The sequence below is a fragment of the Stenotrophomonas sp. YJH_SMC_43 genome (assembly GCF_059372535.1).
Genome location: NZ_JCAFVQ010000001.1, coordinates 570,364 through 587,710, shown reverse-complemented (window position 1 = coordinate 587,710; position 17,347 = coordinate 570,364). Strand labels below are relative to the sequence as shown.

Below are 17,347 nucleotides of genomic sequence, written 5' to 3'. Positions count from 1 at the left end.
CATAAGTTAAGGTCGAAGCCGAGCGGGCTTGACGTAATACTTATGCCCACCAATCCGAAAAACCGAAGAACCCTTGCAGCACAAGGGTTTTCATTTGAAAAGTGGTGAAGATCTCTTTCCGGTATCCTTTCCCCGACAGGGGAAGACACCACCATGAGCCATCGGATCATTGGCCTGGCCCTCGCGGCCATGGTCGCGGGATGCAACGCGCCCACACCACCCTCGCCGCCCGTGGTGGCACCGACTCCCGCTCCGGTCTTACCCGAGCCGATTCCCGAACCGGAAACGAAGCCGGCGCAGGTGGAAGAGCCTGCTCCCGCCGCCGAGGAACCGAAGGGGCACGCCGATGATCCGGTGGTGGTTGCCCGGCTGAGAAAGCTGATCAAAGAAAGGGACGCATTGGGCACTAAGGTGTTCCAGGCTGGCGTGTCCATCGATGGGGCAAGTTCGGCCGGCACGGCGTTCAACGAAATCCACATCCCTGAGCACACGTGCTTTGTGCTCGGCCAGCTGCTGGACAAGGCGGACTTGGTAACCCCGCTGGCTATCGAATACGAGCCAGACTACGAGACTCAAACCACCGAGAATGCTTCAGACCTCCGAATCATGGGCAATTCCCTAGGCAACTTCGCCAGCGTTGCTCAGCGCATGCTGGACATGCCGCACGACGAACGTGTGATCACTTGGAACCTGGACTGTGCCGGCCAGCTTGGCCTGCCCAAGGCCTACATCAAGCAGGAGGGACAATCCTCGTTCTATGTGGTGACGAACGAGGGCCAGGCCCTGAAGGTATTGGGTGATATTGAGGCCGGGTTTGCACAGAAGATCGAAGACGCCATCGAGGCCAACCCCACGGTAGAAGTGGTGATGCTGGGAAGCGGCGGGGGCTACGTCGATGAAGCCATGAAGGCCGGTGCTTACATTCGACGCAAGCGGCTGGACACCACCCTCTACAACAACTGCTACTCCGCCTGCCCATTGGTCTTCATGGCTGGGTTTGAACGGCAGAACTGGTCGCCCTATCCCAAGCTCGGATTCCATCAGATCTACACACCCGATGGTCATGCCATCCCCTTTGACAGCCAGCCCTACCGGCAAATAGTTGGCTACCTGACCAGCATGGGCGTTGAGCCTCGTTACGTGCTGCAGAAGATGTGGTCCGCGCCGCCATCGGGCATGACCAACGTGGACGGACAGGACGAGGATCTCTGCCGGGCCAACATCACCACCTGGATTCAGCGGGGTTGTTCTAACCGAGACTACGGCCACTTGTGAGTGGCGCCCTCTTGCTCAGGCCCGTGGCACGGCGTATAAAACCCCTGCCGGTCGCTAAAGCGTCGGTGTTGTGCCCGCATAGCCAATAGGCTCCGGGTGCCCGAGGTCCACCCAATGGGGGCGCGGGAATCCTTTTCGATTCCGGAGCCCACCGTTGAGCACGAAGACCCTCAAAATCCTGCGCACCCGTTCTTTCCACGCCCAGCAAGGCCGCTGCTACTACTGCAGCGGTCCGATGTGGCTGTGCTCGCCCGACGAGTTGGGCCTGAGCCGCCGTTCGGCAGCGCCCTTCCAATGCACGGCCGAACACCTGCTGGCCCGTCAGGACGGCGGGAAGGACGTGGCGGACAACGTCGTGGCCGCTTGCCACCTTTGCAACCTGCGCCGCCACAAACGCCCCACCCCGGCCCCCTCACCCGATGCATATCGCGCCCGCGTCCAGCAGCGCATGGCCAAGGGGACTTGGCACCCGGGGTTGGCCAAGGTGGCCGCCCACACAGGCATTCACGCTTTATCATGACGTGATCGGCTTCTCACTTTAGCGTTGGATGATCGCGGGGCATGGACAGCAAAAGGATGGCGAAGGAATGGACCCCGTCGTGGGTGGGCCAGCGCCTCACAGGATCATTGGAGTGGCGTTTGCGCCTGGAGGGCCTGGAGCTCACCCTGGCGTTGGACGGGCGCACCTATCGGGTCAACGTCGAGGACGAGGCCATTTACCGCGTCAACGCCGGCACCTTCTGGACCGACATCACGCTCCACCCGGGCCAGCATCGGGAAGTGAAGGCCGATGGGTTGCCCAATGCCCAGGGCGCCGCCTTGGTTCAAGCGCTGAACGTGGCGCTGACGGAGAAGCGCCTGCGCGAGGAGGTGGCATTCCTCAAGGACCAGCAGGGCACGATCGACGCATGGCTGGACCACAAGGCAGAACAAGAGCGGACCTGCTTCGCACAGCGCCGCTGGTTCACCCACGAACAGCAGGACGATGTCCTGGCGGCCCGCCCCACGGTTGACCCGGCCACTCTCCGATCGGGCCTGAAGAAACCTGGCGTGGCGATCCGGTTGGGACCGGCTGCCCAGGCGATCGAGCGCTCGCTGGCCGCGTGGGAAGCCGACCACCGCCCTGCTTGGGCCGCGCTCAACGCTGCCCACGTGGAACGCGAGCTGGTGGCTTGCAAAGACTTGGTGGACCGGGTGGAGAGCAAGCCGCTCACCCCGGAACAAGCCAGGGCCGTGGTGTGCTTCGACAACCGCGTGCAGGTGGTGGCCTCGGCCGGCTCGGGCAAGACCTCCACGATGGTGGCCAAGGCGGCCTACGCCATCCAACGCGGCTTCGTGGATCCCAAACGGATCGTCCTGCTGGCGTTCAACAAACAGGCCGCCGAAGAACTCAAGGAACGCGCGGGCTTGGCGTTTGAGCGCTTGGGCCTGGCGGAGGTGACCGTGGAGGCGTCTACCTTCCACGCGCTGGGTTTGCGCCTCATCGGCAAGGCCACCGGAGAAAAGCCCGACATTCCCGATTGGGCCACCGACGCGGCCGGAGGGGTGCGAAAGCTCACCGACATCGTGGACCAGCTCAAGGACCGGTCGCCCGCGTTCCGCCGCCAGTGGGACCTGTTCCGCTTCGTCTTTGGCAAAGACCTCCCAGCCTTTGGTGAGCGGGAACCAGCGGAGGTGTGGGACGCCCAGGGCAAGGGCGCGCTGGTCACCAACCGCGGCGAGCGGGTGAAGAGCGTGGAAGAGGTGATGATCGCCAACCTGCTCTTCTTGAACGGAGTCGATTACCGCTACGAGGGCCCCTACCCACACCGAACCGCCGACGAAACACACCGGCAATACAAGCCCGATTTCTACTACCCCGACTTGAACCTGTTCCACGAACACTTCGCACTCGACGCCAACGGCGTGCCACCAGCGCACTTCGAAGGTTACTTGGAAGGCGTGATCTGGAAGCGACAGCTTCACGCAGAGAAAGGCACCGAGCTGTTTGAAACCACCAGCCACGGGTTGCGCCACAGCGACGATTTTGATCGGCTAGAGCGCGAACTGACCGCCCGTGGGTTGGTGCTCGATCCCAACCCTGACCGGAAGATTCCGAAGGACGGCCAGCAGCCGATGGCCTCGGTCGAGCTCATTGGGCTGTTGCGCACGTTCATGAGCCACGCCAAGAGCAACGGCTTGAGCACGTCGGATCTGCAGCAGCGGCTGGCCGCGATGCCGGCCGACACCTTCAAGCTGCGCTACCAGATGTTCCTGGACATTGCGGCTCCGGTGATGGCGGCGTGGGACGAAGCCTTGGCAGCAGAGGATGGCATCGACTTTGAGGACATGCTCAACCTCGCCGCTGGCCACCTGGAAAGCGGACGCGTGGAATCGCCTTACAACCTAGTGATGGCCGACGAGTTCCAGGACGCCTCGCGCGCCCGGGCCCGGTTGTGCCGCGCCCTGGTCCAAGAAAAGGGCCGTTTCTTCTTCGCCGTGGGCGACGATTGGCAGTCGATCAACCGCTTTGCCGGCGCGGACGTCTCGGTGATGACCGGCTTTCGCCAGTGGTTTGGCCACGGCCAGGTGCTCAAGCTGGAGCAAACGTTCCGCTGCCCCCAGGCGCTGTGCGACGTCTCCAGTGCGTTTGTCTCCAAGAACCCGGGGCAGATCGCCAAGCGCGTGCATTCGGCCACCCCCGCCCACGGCCCAGTGCTCCAAGCGTTCCAGGTGGACAGCAAGGACAAACTGGCCGATGCAATCGACCAATTCGTGGTGAAGCTGGCCGAAGGCGTGCGCGATGGCACGATCCCACCGGGGCGCAACGGCAAGGTGTCGGTTTACGTCTTGGGGCGCTACAACGCTGATCGGCAGTATGTGCCGATGAGGCAAGGCCGGTTCAACCGTTGGGTGGACGTATCCTTCCTGACGATCCACCGCTCCAAGGGCAGCGAAGCGGACTACGTCATCCTCCCGGAAATGATCAGCGCCCCGCGTCGGCGCAGTTTCCCCAACACCCGCACCGATGATCCAGTGTTGGCCTTGGCCATGCCCGAAGGAGACACGTTCCCGCTGGGCGAAGAGCGCCGCCTGTTCTACGTGGCCCTGACCCGGGCTCGGCGCACCGTGGCCATGTTCACCGCCCAGGGGCAATGCTCGACGTTCCTTCGCGAACTGGAAGAAGACGGGGCCGTGGTGCTCACCAACACCGATGGCGAGGCCGTCGAGGAAACGCCCTGCCCGGCCTGCAAGCAAGGAGTTTTGGTGGTGCGCACGGGCCCTTACGGCGAGTTTAGCGCCTGTTCCAACTTCCCCGTTTGCAGCTACAAGCCGAGGCGGCGCGGCACAGCACGCTCCCTCCCCACGACTCCACCGTCGCCCCCCAAACGCGCGTCGGTGGTGCCTCCGAGCCAGCCCGTCCGGCCCTCCTCCGTTCCCCAGCCTGCATCTCCCAGGCGAACGCTTTTCTCCGTGCTCGAATCCTTCAACAATGGGCTGGCAGAGATCAACCGCAACGTTTCCCGCGCCAGCGCTGTGCAAAGCGCGACGTCCGACTTGAAGCACCGGATCTTCGTTGAAAGAAGCACGATAGAAAGTGCATTGGAACTGGCGAGATCCGAAATCTCGTTGGAAGAAAAACTGAAAGACCTTCGCTTCAAGGAAGCCTACGAATCGCTGTCCGAAGCACTGGAAGCAAACCGCCACGAGCCCGAGGACGCGCAGCCGCGGGTGGAAACCCCGCTACCAACGTTCTCCCGCAGCCAGCAGCATCCAGAAGAAGACTTTGAAGCCGCGATCCAGCGGTCGTTTGACGGGCTGAGGGAGGACCGCGAAGCATTCCTTTCTGCAATCCATGGTCAGCTCGCGACGGACCCCGTTCTGCGCCGGCACTTTCTGACTTCGATCGAAAAGCTGTCCGCAGGCCACTACCTCGCAGCCCTAGACCCTACATCCTCTTGGCAACGAATCTAAGGAACTCAGCATGCGAATCACGGAGGCCTTCCGCCAGTATGGCGTGGAACTGAAGAACCCTCAGTTCACTTCTTCTGCCGTTGGGGGTGATCCACGCCAAGTGGTGGTAAGCCTCTGGGCGCACAACTTCCAGCCGGACCGATCGCGCTACGTTGGTGATACGTCTCAGTGGAAGGGGCAGGGAAAGCATTTCTTCCGACGCCATCTCCAACAAGCCCTGGATGAGGGGCTGCCCATCCGCGTCGTGGTGGCCACGTCTGAAAGGCCCGATGAAGTCACCGCGGGCAATGCAGCGCGTGTGCGCAACGATTTTGAGCCCGACTTCAGCTTGGTAGGCCAGGTGGCCTCACTAAACTCCGACGGATTTGAATTGACGTTCGACCGGGTGGGCGTGGCGCCCAATAGCGACGGAAAAAGAAGTGACCGAGCACCGGTCAAATACTGGCACGTGGCCGAGGCCGTCACAGCGCTTGGAGGCCCGTCCTCGATCGCGGACATCCGCGCTTGGTTGAAAGAGCGCTACCCCGCCGAAAACCACTCTGACGCCGGCGATAACCTCACGCTACTGACGGTGAACGATGCCAATCGCAGGCATCACAACAAGGCTCGAACAGACTGGCGCTCCACTTCAAGCCATCCCCAGGATCTGGTGTTCCGCCAAGGACGGTTACGTGAGGTGACGTATGAACCCTTCAACGCCAACGTGCATGGTCATTGGAGCCTGCAGCAGAAGGGTGACGGCACATGGGTTGCGGTCAAGATTGCATCGACTCCCGAGTTGATGGTCGAGGCGCAGGCGCTACAAGAAGCCTTTGAACATCAGCCCCCCCTTGACTCAGAACACGATGCACGCGTCTGGAGCATGAGGGCCGTGGCCCAGCGTCGCGGCCAGCCGCTTTTCCGCGCCCGACTGCTCGATGCCTACGGAAGCCGTTGCGCCATCACTGGCTGCTCAGCCGTGGAGGTGTTGGAAGCAGCCCATGTGCTGCCCTACCGCGGTGACCACACTGACCGAATCGACAACGGCTTACTGCTGCGTGCAGACCTTCACACGCTATTCGATTGCGGGTTGCTTTGGGTTACCGAGGAACAAACCGTTGCTTTGGCTCCATCGCTGTTGCAGACGGACTACGCCCACCTGCAGGGCGTTCCCTTGCGGCTCCCCCAGCTGGCCACGAATCGACCTAACCCTGCACATCTGAAGGAACATGGCGACCGCTGTCGGGCTCGTTTGGCGAACTAAAAACGTAGAACCTAAAGATTCCCGATGTCCTTCCGATAAACCAAAGTGCCAGACAATTGGCTCGTAAATGCTTGGACCCCAAGCGAACTGACAACTTCTCAAGGACTCGGGATGAAGCTCTCTTATCGCACCTCCACCCTCGCTCTCGCCGCCGCCCTGGCCCTGCCAGCGCTTGCCCATGCGGAAATCCTGAAGGGTGAGCGCATCGTCGGCCACTATGGATGCGGGACGATGATCTGCAACTTTGAAACCCCGGATGCAGGCACCTTCGATTTCGAGATGGAAGACAAGAACGTTGCACCCAAGATCTTTGCTGCTTGCAAGATCGACGACATTTGCGCCATCACCGGAGACTTTGACATCGACAATGCGACCATCGTCAAAGTGACCAAGGTGGAGAACAGCGGCCAGAAGCACCAGGACTGACACCGCGCCGCAGAGATGCCAACGGGGCAAAAAAAGACCCAGCGCCTGATCAGGCGCTGGGTCTTTTCTTAGGGGACGCTCGATGAGACTTTCAGCAATCCCAACCTAGTGGCCCGGCGACAACTCACCGGGCCACGGCCAGCCGCGTCACTCAACTTGGTTCAGCACCTCTTCCTCGATCTCGTCGAGGGAAGCCTGAACGACGGTCTCCTTCGGCAGCGTGATCGTTGGGCGGGCCTTGGCCATCTTCTCGCAATCCGGCTCAAAGGCTTGGTAGACGAACCGAGCTTTGTCCTTGCTCGCATACATGTCCCTCAAGAATGCCGCATTGAGCCGAGACTTGATGATCTCAACCAACGCGTTGGTCTCCGATTCGGACAGCAAGTAGTCGTTCGCCACGGCTTCTACATAGCCAGGAAGCAGGCGGAGCATCTCCTTGGCATCGTCCTCCACCAGCCCATCAAGCAGGTATTTGGACGCCACACTCGACGCAGTGCCACCTGCCAGCGCCCCCAGAATGCCACCGATCACCCCACCAGCAGCGGTGCCAATGACCGGAACCACCGAACCAACGGCAGCCCCACCCGCAGCGCCAGCCATCCAGCCGCCAGCACCACCAGCTACGCTTGCGCCGTTGACCGCCAGGTTCTTACCGAACTGCGCCCAAGAAATGTTGCGACTGAACGCAGCCCGGTAGAAGTCTGGGCCAGAAATCACGGCAGTGGTCACAGCCCCTGTGACAGCGTTGGTCCGCAACAGCTTGGCGACGTGGTTGACCGCAGCGGCCCCGTAGACAGCCTTACCCAAGGACACCTGAGCGACCTTCTGAATTGCACTGCGGCCAAGAGCGCTCTGGGACACGAATTTGACCCCATCCCGGGCAGCCACCACTCCGATGGCCGCGGCCTTGGTTCGCAGGATCTGGGCGGTGGCAATCCCAGAGACAAAGGAAGTTGCACCGGATTCCAGTGCCATGGTCAGCGCACCATTGAGCGCCTCCATGTTGGTCCGTCCATCCCACTTTTGCCGAGCGAAGTTGATGGAGAAGGAGATCGCAAACGCATAGCTGGAGGCGATGCTCTGCGTCTTCATGTCGTAGGTCAGGCTATCGATGTTGCCGGCTCGGGCGATGTTCCTCGCCTGGCGATAAGTCGTGCTGCCTTTCTTGATGATGCGCTCGGCTTCCGCCGGATCGCTGATCCCCGGCACCTGACCGCTGCTGATGCGCTTGCGCATCAGCTCGATTGCGTCCTCATACTGATCGGAGGGCACTTCGAGCAACTGCCCGTCGTATCGATACCCATCCGCTCCAAACGCCGATCCAACCGTTTCCCTCGCCGTCGCGAAATACTTGGTCTGAATCCGAACGCCATCGACGATTCGATCGGGGCCATTGAGCGAATTGTCCGCGCCAACCTGCTCAACCTCACGGCCAGCAAGGATGTCGGCAAACGCGTTTGCCTCTTCGGCGGCGAAGCCTGTTCCACCTTTGGTGTGGAACTTGTTGATCTGGGTGCGTTCCAGTGCGACGGCTACCGCCGACGTTGACAGCATTTCATACAGGTTGCCGATACCGGGCGGATTGGACAGCGCCACCGTTCCCATGACCACGGACGCAGCAGTCTCATCCCAACGGATCACCAGAATCGGGCATTCCCCCTCCCCTGCGACGTTGGAAACCACAAAACCCTGAGCATCGAGTGATTTCAACACCCGCTCCAATCCGCCAGCGATCGCTGGGGTATCCATCACAAAGCGCAGCGCGCCATGCCCGCCGCGGGACGCTGCATCGATGTGGGTGGTCAACGTGGACAGCACCTTGTCCGCCCAGGCGTCGGAACGCTGCTGCGCCGTCCGGCGGAGGGCTGCAGCCGAAACAATCGTGTTCAAAACGAGCTCCTTTCGCTTGGCGAGGTGATCAGATCAACGGCGCCGGGGTCAGCGGCAGGCTGAAACCACTTGCGTCTTCGGACACTTCCTCCTCCTCGGCCCAGCTGATATCCAACACCACATCTTCCTTGTGACCCGTCTCACCCTCCAGCACCGGATTGCCGGCAGCGAGGTCAGCAAGGCTGCGTCGCACAGCCGACTTCTTAACAACAGTGCGCTTACCACGCCGAACTACAGAGAATCCTTGGACCGTCAAGGCTTCCATGACTCGCTCAAGCCCAGCCTCCTCGCTCACGCCCACCTGGAGCTCATACGAAGCTGCCATCTCGCCGCTATCGGAGGCGGCCGAAATCACCGCAGTGATCCGCTCCAAGTGTGCCGTCACCCACTGTTCGCGCACCGCGGCCATGTTGTCACGCGCCTGGGCGGCCGAAATATCCAATGCCATCTTGAAGCTCCTTGTGTTGGTTGGGACGCTAGTGGAACCAAATCTCGTCGCACGGATTGAGAAAGTGGAGAACATAGTTTGTGCCCCCGCCCCCTTGCGCAACTGGCACCACAAGCCTGGTCCTCCGTGAGGTTAGCGGCCGGCAAGGGCCCAGCTTGAGATACCGATTCTTGCAATCATCTGGTAGAGCGCGACCTTGATCGAAGGAGCTAACGATCTGAAAATAGAGGGCTTCTCGAACACGGCATTGCCGGCCCAAGGAATGCCAACAAGACAAAGCATCGGGAGCCAAATGCGCTCTATCCACAATGGGTGACCATGGGCGCCAGCGAGGTCAGAGCATGCCTAGAGGCGCCAGGGTTGGGGACACCTCCGATCAGGGACGGAGATTGAGCTGACGGATCCGCTGCCAACGCTCCGACGCCAGTTTGTCAGACGCTTGGCCCCGTGCCGCTCGCAGCGCCAATGGAAGCTTCAGCCAACCACTGCTCGACTGTCTTTCCTTTGAATTCGTGAGCAAAGTCGCTGGCGCACAGCATTCTCCCGTCTTGCCTCATGTTTGCGACGGCATGGGCGGCCAGGATGGAAGCGGCTTGGAGGTGCTGCTTGGTGCGACCGCGCTCCGACCAGTCGTTTGGCAGCGCCTTTAGCGCAGCGAGGGCTTCCTTTCCGGAGAGGTATTGAAGGCAGGTCAGCATGGACCACTGAAGCCCTACTTCCTCTCGCAACCAACGACCAGCCGCCTTCTCGTCAAGGCGGCCCTCCATGGTGTCCAAGAGTGCATGGGCGGCCGCAATGGCCTTGCCTTGGGGCGAGAGCCGGCTCTTCTTCTTGGGGAACAAGCCGCGCATGGTCAGGCCTTCTTGCTCGCCTTCTTCGCGACGGCTTTCTTCGCAAGTTTCTTGACGGCCTTCTGGGCGGCCTTTTTCACCGGCTTGCCCGCCTTCTTGACCACCTTGCCAGGTGCCTTCTTCGATGCGCCATCGACCGACGGGAACTTGCTGCCCGGGTTGGCCTGAGCCCACGCCTTGCCCTCGGCGGACTTGGCCCATGCGGTGAAGACCCTGGGGGCCAAACCCCGACCGGCCCAGGTCTCACCGGTTGGAAGGCGATACTTCGGCGCCACCTTGCCGAGCTTGCGGCCTTTTCGGGGTCCCGGGGCAGCCTTGGCGGCACGCGCCGGCTTGGCGTCGATCGTTTCCCCGATGAGCTTGGCCACCTGCCGCCGCTGGGCCGGACTGAGGACCTTCGCATACTTCTGGAGGACCGCCAGGGCTTTGGGCACCTCGCCGTCGCGCTTCTCGACCAGCTTCTTCTGGGCTTCGAGCTGTTTGATTTCGGCGTTGAGGGACTTCAGGGTGGTCAGGGCCAAGGGAGGGCTCCAGTAGGGAATTCAAAGGTTATAGCCGATCCCCCTGAAGTCTTCCATCCTAAGCACCAGCTCTCGACGCCTCTCGCTCCTTGAGCGAACCACGGGTCAAAGAGCCGGCACAAGTGCCACGTAGATCTTCGTTCCCTTCGGCAGGGAGGCACGCACCTTGCCGACCATCTGGCCTTCCTTCAAGTCAAACCAGGGGTCCATGTAACCCCCTGGGACCTTGAGGACATAATGAAAATCGCGGTAGCGAACTCTGCTGTAGATACACAGAATGGTGCCGTCAGGCACTGGCGAAGAGGGATTCCAGTCAGCAATTAGCTTCGTTCCCCTTTTAAACAGGGCGTTGGCTATCTCATCGATTTCGAACCCATAGGGCTTCGCCGACACCGACAGCCCCTTCTCCTTCTCCAGCCATCTTTTCGCTCGCGCATACGGAATGGCCATGAGAGAGGCCACGCAGGCGGCTGCGCAGCCCCATGGATCTTCCTGGGAAACCTCTTGGTATCGATGCATCAGCACTGATTCTCAACCGGAGGTCCAGAGCTCAGCGCTCGTCCTTCTCGGCCACAATGGTCCAGACCACGCTCGCCATACCCGGCTTGGATGGATCGAGCGAGCTTTGCGGAAACACGGAGACCACCCGCCAACCCTTCGCGTAGAGCTGCGCGACGGTCACCGCCCCGGTTGTCTTGCAGCGGAATACCGTGGCGTCCTCAAAAGGCTTCATGATGCCAGCGGGCGTGTTCTGGCTATCTGCCAAGCACACCTCCCCCTGACCCGCCCAAGCCTGACCACAAACGGCTAGCAGAGCGCCAGCCAACCACATGCTCTTCCTTTGCATATGCGTCCCCTGTAGACCGCCGAACTAGGCGGCTTGGACACGTTAAACCATTTTCGAGCTTTATTGCTACAAGCTATTTGGACTAAAAATCTTGCCAGGAGAACTGCCCGTCCCACACCTAAGTCCGCAGGTGACGCGGCGACATTGCGTGGCTTAGAGCGCGTAGATCATAGCCACCCGACGGGTGAGCACCGCCACCCTCACGCCTTGATGTCTCGCCGCCGTCCGCACTGGGTTGACCAGGCCGCGGGGTGCCCGAATGACTAGAGCACGATAGCCGGGAAGCGCTCCTCGTGTTCCGGATACAGATCGATCATGAAAAACTCCCTGCGAAACCCTTCAAAGATTCCTGGGTCACGGATCATGGCTTCGATTTGCGCCTGCGTCCAAACAGCACCGTGTTCGGCAGCGTGGGCCCGGAGACGCTCGGCCTGCTGTCCCACGGCCTCGTCCGTAAGGTGGTGTTCCGCGTAGCCTTCGACAACCAAGCGGTAGATGGTCTGCGCGCTCAACTGCCAGAACTCGTCGCCAGCTTGCGTTGCCCGAAGGGCACTCATGGCCCGCTCCGAGGACCGGGTCATCAGCAGGGCTTGATAGAACGCAGACAGCGCTGTTTCCAGATCTCCTGCCGATATCTGCCGTTTGGGAGCCAAGAATGCCCAGAACGGCGCCCGATGCTCAGCACGAACAAAATTGGCGATGGCGCCCCCATGGCATGCGGCCACCACCGTGATGAGGTTCAAGCGCGTGGCCACGTTGAGGTTTACGAACGCCGGCTTCATGTCATCCCACGTCAACCAAGACCCGTCAGCGAACTCCAGCCCGCCCTCTCCACCGTGGCACTCGATGTGAAGCAACGGCACGTAGGGCTCCCTGGATGCTTGCTGAGCAAGCTGGGCCAACAGATCGAGAAAAGCCCCGCTGGAAGGAACGCGAGCGCTGGCGATGTGAGGAACGTCGCCGATCACCCGCGCCCAGTCTTGGGCATCTGCGAACAGGCGGGCTGCGGTGTTGAGTTGGCCTTCCGGAAGGGAATCCACGATGAGGATTTGGTTGAAATTGGCTGCCATCTTCATCCTTCAGATCGCCAGAGCAGGAAGCAATGGCCGCATGCAGGTTCTACATTTTTCGACGAGGCTTGCTACTTGGATTTGCTGCGGCACCGCCGGCCACCTCCGAGAGGCGCTTCCGCTGTCGCTCGGCAATGATCGGGCGCAGGAGCTTAAGAACGTAAGCCCACTCCGTGTCAGACATGTCCGGGTCCCAGAGCTTCGCAATGATCCACTCACGTTCGGTGGAGCAATTGAGCCACGGATACCGCTTTTTCCGCGTTCCCATAAGGTCACGCAGTTCGCGCCTCACCCACTCGACGCTTTCGCATACGAGATCCGCTTCACTCATCCAACATTCTCCAATGTGAGACAGCATTCCTTAGTCATGGGACATGCCTAGGGTCAGTCTGTTAAGCCTTCAAACATTCCTTCACGGCTTGGTCGAGATTAGACACATGGACTGGAGTGGGCGACCCATTCTTCATCTTCCATACGGTGTAGCCATCCTTTGTTGCCTTGCCACCGATCGCGGTTTGCTTGCCCTCGGAAATGAAGCGGGTCAACAGTTTGGTCGCCCCCTCGTCTTGGATATCGAACAGCTTGCGAGCCACGGCATCGGTGAGCAGGTGCGAGCCCTTGGTGTCCAGGCAGAACACATACTTGCCCTTCCAGACCAGGAAGTCCGGCGAGAAGGAAGCACTGTCCCCCTCCGACAACAGCGGAATACGGAAACCGCCATTGCTTGGGTTCCGGTGCCATGTGTGTCCGGCCTTGTCCAAGGCGGCGGCGAACGGTGCTTCAAACTTGTTGAGGCCTGCGTATCGCGGATAGAGGCCGTTTTCGAAGGCCTGCGCCTTCTTCGGCACGCGCATGGTCGAGAACGTGAACTCCAGCTCGGATTCATACACCAGCGAGGTCAGCTGGTAGTAGGTGGACACGATCTCCCTAGCCAGGGTGTCAGCTGCAGCTGCGGCGTTGCTACCGGCTTCCACCCTCACGTCAAACTTGGAAGCCTTTAGGTCTACCACGGCCAATGCGGCCCTAGAGCGCCCACGGATGGCGTTGCTCACCAGCCAACGCAGCCGCACCCGGTTCGCGTGCCCACTGGCCGTCCAGTCTTGGCCGATCTCCTTAGCCAAGTCAGAGATGTCCACCGTCTCGGTCTTGCTGTGCGCGTCGCCCTGAGTATCGATCTCTCCTTCCTTAAAGGTGGGGAACTGCGCTACCAACTTGGCAATGGCACCCACTGCGTCGTCGGCGTCCGCATGGACCTGGTGAAGGAGCACGGAAACCCCCTCTTTGGGGGCGAGATCTTCTGAACCGCCATCCCCACCGCCATAGGTATGAACGATCTCAATGGCTGCTCCAGATTCTTGGAGCTTGGCCCGCACGGCCTCGATCGATTCGGTGAACACGTTCTTCTTGTCCACACGCAAGAAGAAATGGGCGCTGTTGAGCAACGGTGAATCGTAATGCTTGGCGTCGTATTGGCGCAGAACGCGGCCAATGATCTGCTCAACCTTGATCTGAGAACCCATCGACTTATCGATGTAGCCAAGGTAGCACGCGGGATCGTCCCAACCCTCCTGCAAGCCTTGGTTGAAAATGATGTGCTGAAAGTCGCCGGCCTGAAATTCGTCAAAATCGCTCTCGCCCTTCGAGAACAAATTCACTGCGTCGGGCTTGTTGCCATCGGCGAATTTCAGGTCAGCGTAAATGGCCACTTTGGCCGGGTCCACCTTCTTCTGCTCAACCAGATAGCGCCAGATGCGGATCGGCGGCGCATTGCGGTGTTCAAAGGGCTTGGTGTGATCGTCCTTATCACCGTCGTCGGTGATGTTGGTCTTGCACACATATATGGCCTTCGGTGTGAACCCCAGCGCCCGACCCTGAATTTCGTGCTCAATCAGTTGGAGCCGATCATGGAGATCATCCAAGCAACGTTCCATCGGCGCGGTAGTTCCGTCGAACTGAATGGAAGTCTTGATCAGCTCAGCCTTGATGACCGCGTTGCTGTCCACTGCGGTGATGGCAAATGCAGTGGCGTCGGCAGCACCCTTCCCGTCCACCGCTGCCAACAGGGCAAAACGCTCAAGACTGGCCTCATCCTCGCCTGCCTCTTCGACCCAGCTTTCCTGAGGAGCCAGCACGGTTTTGGCAAAGTTCAAGGGCAGCTTGAGCGTCGCGCTAGCCAAGAGGTAGGCCTCCGGCTCCAGCTCGGCCAAGATCTGGGTCTGCTGTTCGGACAGGTTGTGGCCTTCATCGTAGACGACGATCAACGGCCGCCGAACCCCACCGGCGTCACGGGCGATCAAGCGCTCCCAAGGCGATTGGTCACCGAAAAGATCCTGATCCTTCTTGTAAATGTTCAGCGCGCCGTCGGCTTGCTCTTTGTTGTTAAAGAGGCCGGTCGTGGCCATCACGATGAGAGGAGAACTCCCATCCGAGATCAGGTTGGGTTCCAGTTGTGCCGCCCGGATGACACGGAAATCGTCAACGATCTCAGCATATTTTCCGCCACCGGAAAAATTTGTATACGTCTGCTGGACAACCGACTTGGCTTTGCTCATCCAAAACACGATGGGCTCAACGGCCATGTGCATGCGCATCAACGTGACGGCCTCGGCCAGCACCGGCGTTTTACCAGCGCCCGTGATGGCCGACAGCGCCTGATAGAACGGACGCGGGAGCTTGCCCTTGTAGGTCGGCCTGTAGGGGTGTCCAGCAAAAAAAGCGTATCGCCCAGCGATCTGCTGGGCTGCACGCACTTGGAAGGGTTTCAGCTCAATCTGCATCCATGCCACCATCGTTGTTGTAAGCGTCTGCACGGGCGTTGAAGCCAATGTGCTCCAACACCTTGTCCGGAATTTGATAGAACTCAATGTCGCTGCCGGTGTAAGGCGCCAGTGCAGCGTAGACGTGATAACGCCCCGCCAAGCCAGCTCCCTTTGCTTCCTGCGCGATTTCCTTGAATACGGCCCGCGTCAGCGCCGAAGGTTGGTCAGGAGCGCTCCACACCAAGAAGAAGCCCTCGTTGCGGCTGTTCACAGCAAACAGGTGCTTATGATCCCCGGCAGCCAATCTCCGAAGATAGGACTTGGCCTTGTCATTGCGATCCCAGTAGCTGACCAACAGCAGGTCCATCATCTCTTCGCGAGCGAGAGCATTCACTGCGTTGGCATCCACTTTCTCTCGTTTGAGAGAGAAGTATCGAAAGCCTCCGCCCAAGCCCTCCCGCTCACCTGACTTCCACTTCCCCGTGATGGCGCGCTTAATGCGGCCAGCCGTCAAGGTCTTGGCGTAGTGATCCCCTTTCTCGTCGTTCCCCTGCTCAATCATGATGAAGCGACGAGTGGCAGCCACCTCTTTATTCAGCTCCAAAACCGCGTGCCCCGTTGTCCCGGACCCAGCGAACGGATCCAATACGATTCCATCCTTTCGACACCAGATTTGAATAATTTTTTTGAACAGTTTGAGCGGCTTTACGGTCGTGAATCCGTGATCTTTCCCAACGACAGCACCGAGTTCCTTCAGCCCGCTCTGGCTATGCCCGCTCTGCTCATGATCCCAAGACGTGCTACCCAGATCATCGATGGAGTCGAATGACTCATCTGCCCAGTAGGTCATTGGCACAACGCCCTTCTTGACCTCATTGAGGTAGACCTTCGCACGGAAATGGCCCTTTCCTTGGTCGCGCCAGTATCCGCGGGGCCAGTTCCCAGCCTTGAGCACTTTTTCAGCGGCTTTCTTTGCTGCGCTCAAAGACCCTTTGATGACCAGAGCTGGAGCTCGGCCATCGTGTTGGTCCTCGTTCCGGTATTCACAACCCCATTGCTCAAGCAGCGCCTTAAGCTTCGACCTTTCGAGCGCCCAGCACCGCCCCTCCGATGGAGACATCAATTCGCCTGTAAAAGGCGATTGAACTGCATACACCTGCCCCCAGTGAGTGTCCGCTCCACGCCCCGTCAGGTCACCAGGTGTCCACAACTCGGGGTCCCCGTCGGGGGAACCATAGCGCGAGTTCATTGATTCGCTGCGCTCCATCAAGGTGGTCTTAGCGCGATCAATATCCTTGGCATACACCAACACATACTCTGTGGAAGTGGACACATGGGACTTCTTGCCAACATTATTCTTTGGAGAGTAGCTCTTCTGCCAATTGATGATGCCAATGCGATTCTCCTCGTGGAAAATCTCATCCATCAGCATCCCCAGCCTGTAGAGTTCTCGATGATCGATACAGATGGCGATGACGCCACCAGGCTTGAGCATTTCTCGCATCATCCAAAGGCGAGGCGTCATGAATCGCAGCCACTTGCTGTGGCGCGAACCATCGTCTTTGGCCACCAAATCGCCCATATCAGGGTCGTTGGGATCTTTGTCCCACTTGTCGTTGTAACGGAAGTCCTCGCCGGTGTTGTATGGCGGGTCCGTCAGCACGAGATCCACTTGGCCACGATACTTGTAAAGCGTGACCATGGTGGCGAGATTCTCGCCATCCCAGAGTTCGTTAACGCACTCCTCGTCAGCGCTGCCCACGGAAGCGCGCTTGTTGAAGTCAAACATCCGAGGCTTGACCTGACGAACGATCTGCCAAGGAGCTGTGCGCCCACTGTAGTTCAAGACGATGCCATCTCTCCCTGCTTCAGCGCGTTCGGCATCGTGCTCTTGCAGCAGCTTGATGAGCGCTGCCCTGGACAGCTCTTCGTATTTCATCTGATTACCTTGTGTTCTTCGATCGCGGACCAGCCGCAAAAATGGCCCCTTAGGGCCATGGGAAGCCTGTGCGCTGAAAAAGCCCTAGGACGACGCTTCGGAACATACCCGAACTCCGTCTCAT

13 protein-coding genes and 1 pseudogene are annotated in these 17,347 nt (G+C 59.9%); 5 read left to right on the top strand and 9 right to left on the bottom strand.

Annotated features, from left to right (window positions below; all coding sequences use genetic code 11):
• The first annotated feature begins 153 nt into the window (after positions 1-153).
• From AC5QAH_RS02700 to AC5QAH_RS02680, 5 genes and pseudogenes are all read left to right on the top strand, one after another.
• Entirely contained in the window at positions 154-1,275 is a 1,122-nt protein-coding gene (locus AC5QAH_RS02700; protein ID WP_495232075.1) for a COG3904 family protein, read from the top strand.
• A gap of 154 nt (positions 1,276-1,429) precedes the next feature.
• Positions 1,430-1,795 (top strand): HNH endonuclease, encoded by a 366-nt coding sequence (locus AC5QAH_RS02695; protein ID WP_262098831.1) that lies wholly within the window; start codon positions 1,430-1,432, stop codon positions 1,793-1,795.
• Positions 1,796-1,851: 56 nt separating this feature from the next.
• A pseudogene (locus AC5QAH_RS02690) lies at positions 1,852-4,602 on the top strand (UvrD-helicase domain-containing protein); the annotation flags it as partial.
• A gap of 637 nt (positions 4,603-5,239) precedes the next feature.
• Positions 5,240-6,472: an HNH endonuclease gene (locus AC5QAH_RS02685; RefSeq protein WP_495232074.1), complete on the top strand. Its 1,233-nt coding sequence runs from the start codon at positions 5,240-5,242 to the stop codon at positions 6,470-6,472.
• Between the two features lie 111 nt (positions 6,473-6,583).
• Positions 6,584-6,898, top strand: coding sequence for a hypothetical protein (locus tag AC5QAH_RS02680; RefSeq protein ID WP_099596956.1), 315 nt, complete (start codon positions 6,584-6,586; stop codon positions 6,896-6,898).
• 147 nt (positions 6,899-7,045) lie between these two features.
• On the opposite strand, the gene AC5QAH_RS02675 is transcribed toward AC5QAH_RS02680, so the two are convergent.
• From AC5QAH_RS02675 to AC5QAH_RS02635, 9 genes are all read right to left on the bottom strand, one after another.
• Positions 7,046-8,788, bottom strand: coding sequence for a YeeR family protein (locus tag AC5QAH_RS02675; RefSeq protein ID WP_495232073.1), 1,743 nt, complete (start codon positions 8,786-8,788; stop codon positions 7,046-7,048).
• A 28-nt stretch (positions 8,789-8,816) separates the two neighbouring features.
• Positions 8,817-9,236: a hypothetical protein gene (locus AC5QAH_RS02670; RefSeq protein WP_495232072.1), complete on the bottom strand. Its 420-nt coding sequence runs from the start codon at positions 9,234-9,236 to the stop codon at positions 8,817-8,819.
• 431 nt (positions 9,237-9,667) lie between these two features.
• A complete protein-coding gene (locus tag AC5QAH_RS02665) occupies positions 9,668-10,087 on the bottom strand; it encodes a hypothetical protein (RefSeq protein WP_495232071.1) in 420 nt (139 codons plus the stop codon).
• Between the two features lie 2 nt (positions 10,088-10,089).
• The gene (locus AC5QAH_RS02660; protein WP_495232070.1) at positions 10,090-10,608 is read right to left on the bottom strand and encodes an H-NS family nucleoid-associated regulatory protein; all 519 of its coding nucleotides are present in this window, start codon (positions 10,606-10,608) and stop codon (positions 10,090-10,092) included.
• Between the two features lie 105 nt (positions 10,609-10,713).
• On the bottom strand, positions 10,714-11,127 hold the full coding sequence (locus AC5QAH_RS02655; protein WP_495232069.1) for a hypothetical protein: 414 nt from the start codon (positions 11,125-11,127) through the stop codon (positions 10,714-10,716).
• A 31-nt stretch (positions 11,128-11,158) separates the two neighbouring features.
• Positions 11,159-11,374 carry a hypothetical protein gene (locus AC5QAH_RS02650; RefSeq protein ID WP_369969267.1) on the bottom strand — a complete coding sequence of 72 codons (216 nt, stop codon included), beginning with the start codon at positions 11,372-11,374 and terminating at the stop codon, positions 11,159-11,161.
• A gap of 344 nt (positions 11,375-11,718) precedes the next feature.
• The gene (locus AC5QAH_RS02645; protein ID WP_495232068.1) at positions 11,719-12,525 is read right to left on the bottom strand and encodes a hypothetical protein; all 807 of its coding nucleotides are present in this window, start codon (positions 12,523-12,525) and stop codon (positions 11,719-11,721) included.
• A 392-nt stretch (positions 12,526-12,917) separates the two neighbouring features.
• Positions 12,918-15,302, bottom strand: a complete 2,385-nt coding sequence (locus tag AC5QAH_RS02640) for a DEAD/DEAH box helicase family protein (protein ID WP_495232067.1) — start codon at positions 15,300-15,302, stop codon at positions 12,918-12,920.
• A complete protein-coding gene (locus AC5QAH_RS02635) occupies positions 15,292-17,223 on the bottom strand; it encodes a site-specific DNA-methyltransferase (protein ID WP_495232066.1) in 1,932 nt (643 codons plus the stop codon). The genes AC5QAH_RS02640 and AC5QAH_RS02635 overlap by 11 nt, the downstream gene beginning before the upstream one ends.
• Between the last annotated feature and the right edge of the window lie 124 nt (positions 17,224-17,347).

Bases quoted from the DNA above. Each gene is read 5' to 3' on its own strand.
- AC5QAH_RS02700 (WP_495232075.1), top strand. From the start codon at position 154: ATGAGCCATCGGATCATTGGCCTGGCCCTCGCGGCCATGGTCGCGGGA.
- AC5QAH_RS02685 (WP_495232074.1), top strand. From the start codon at position 5,240: ATGCGAATCACGGAGGCCTTCCGCCAGTATGGCGTGGAACTGAAGAAC.
- AC5QAH_RS02680 (WP_099596956.1), top strand. From the start codon at position 6,584: ATGAAGCTCTCTTATCGCACCTCCACCCTCGCTCTCGCCGCCGCCCTG.
- AC5QAH_RS02670 (WP_495232072.1), bottom strand. From the start codon at position 9,236: ATGGCATTGGATATTTCGGCCGCCCAGGCGCGTGACAACATGGCCGCG.
- AC5QAH_RS02665 (WP_495232071.1), bottom strand. From the start codon at position 10,087: ATGCGCGGCTTGTTCCCCAAGAAGAAGAGCCGGCTCTCGCCCCAAGGC.
- AC5QAH_RS02655 (WP_495232069.1), bottom strand. From the start codon at position 11,127: ATGCATCGATACCAAGAGGTTTCCCAGGAAGATCCATGGGGCTGCGCA.
- AC5QAH_RS02645 (WP_495232068.1), bottom strand. From the start codon at position 12,525: ATGGCAGCCAATTTCAACCAAATCCTCATCGTGGATTCCCTTCCGGAA.
- AC5QAH_RS02640 (WP_495232067.1), bottom strand. From the start codon at position 15,302: ATGCAGATTGAGCTGAAACCCTTCCAAGTGCGTGCAGCCCAGCAGATC.
- AC5QAH_RS02635 (WP_495232066.1), bottom strand. From the start codon at position 17,223: ATGAAATACGAAGAGCTGTCCAGGGCAGCGCTCATCAAGCTGCTGCAA.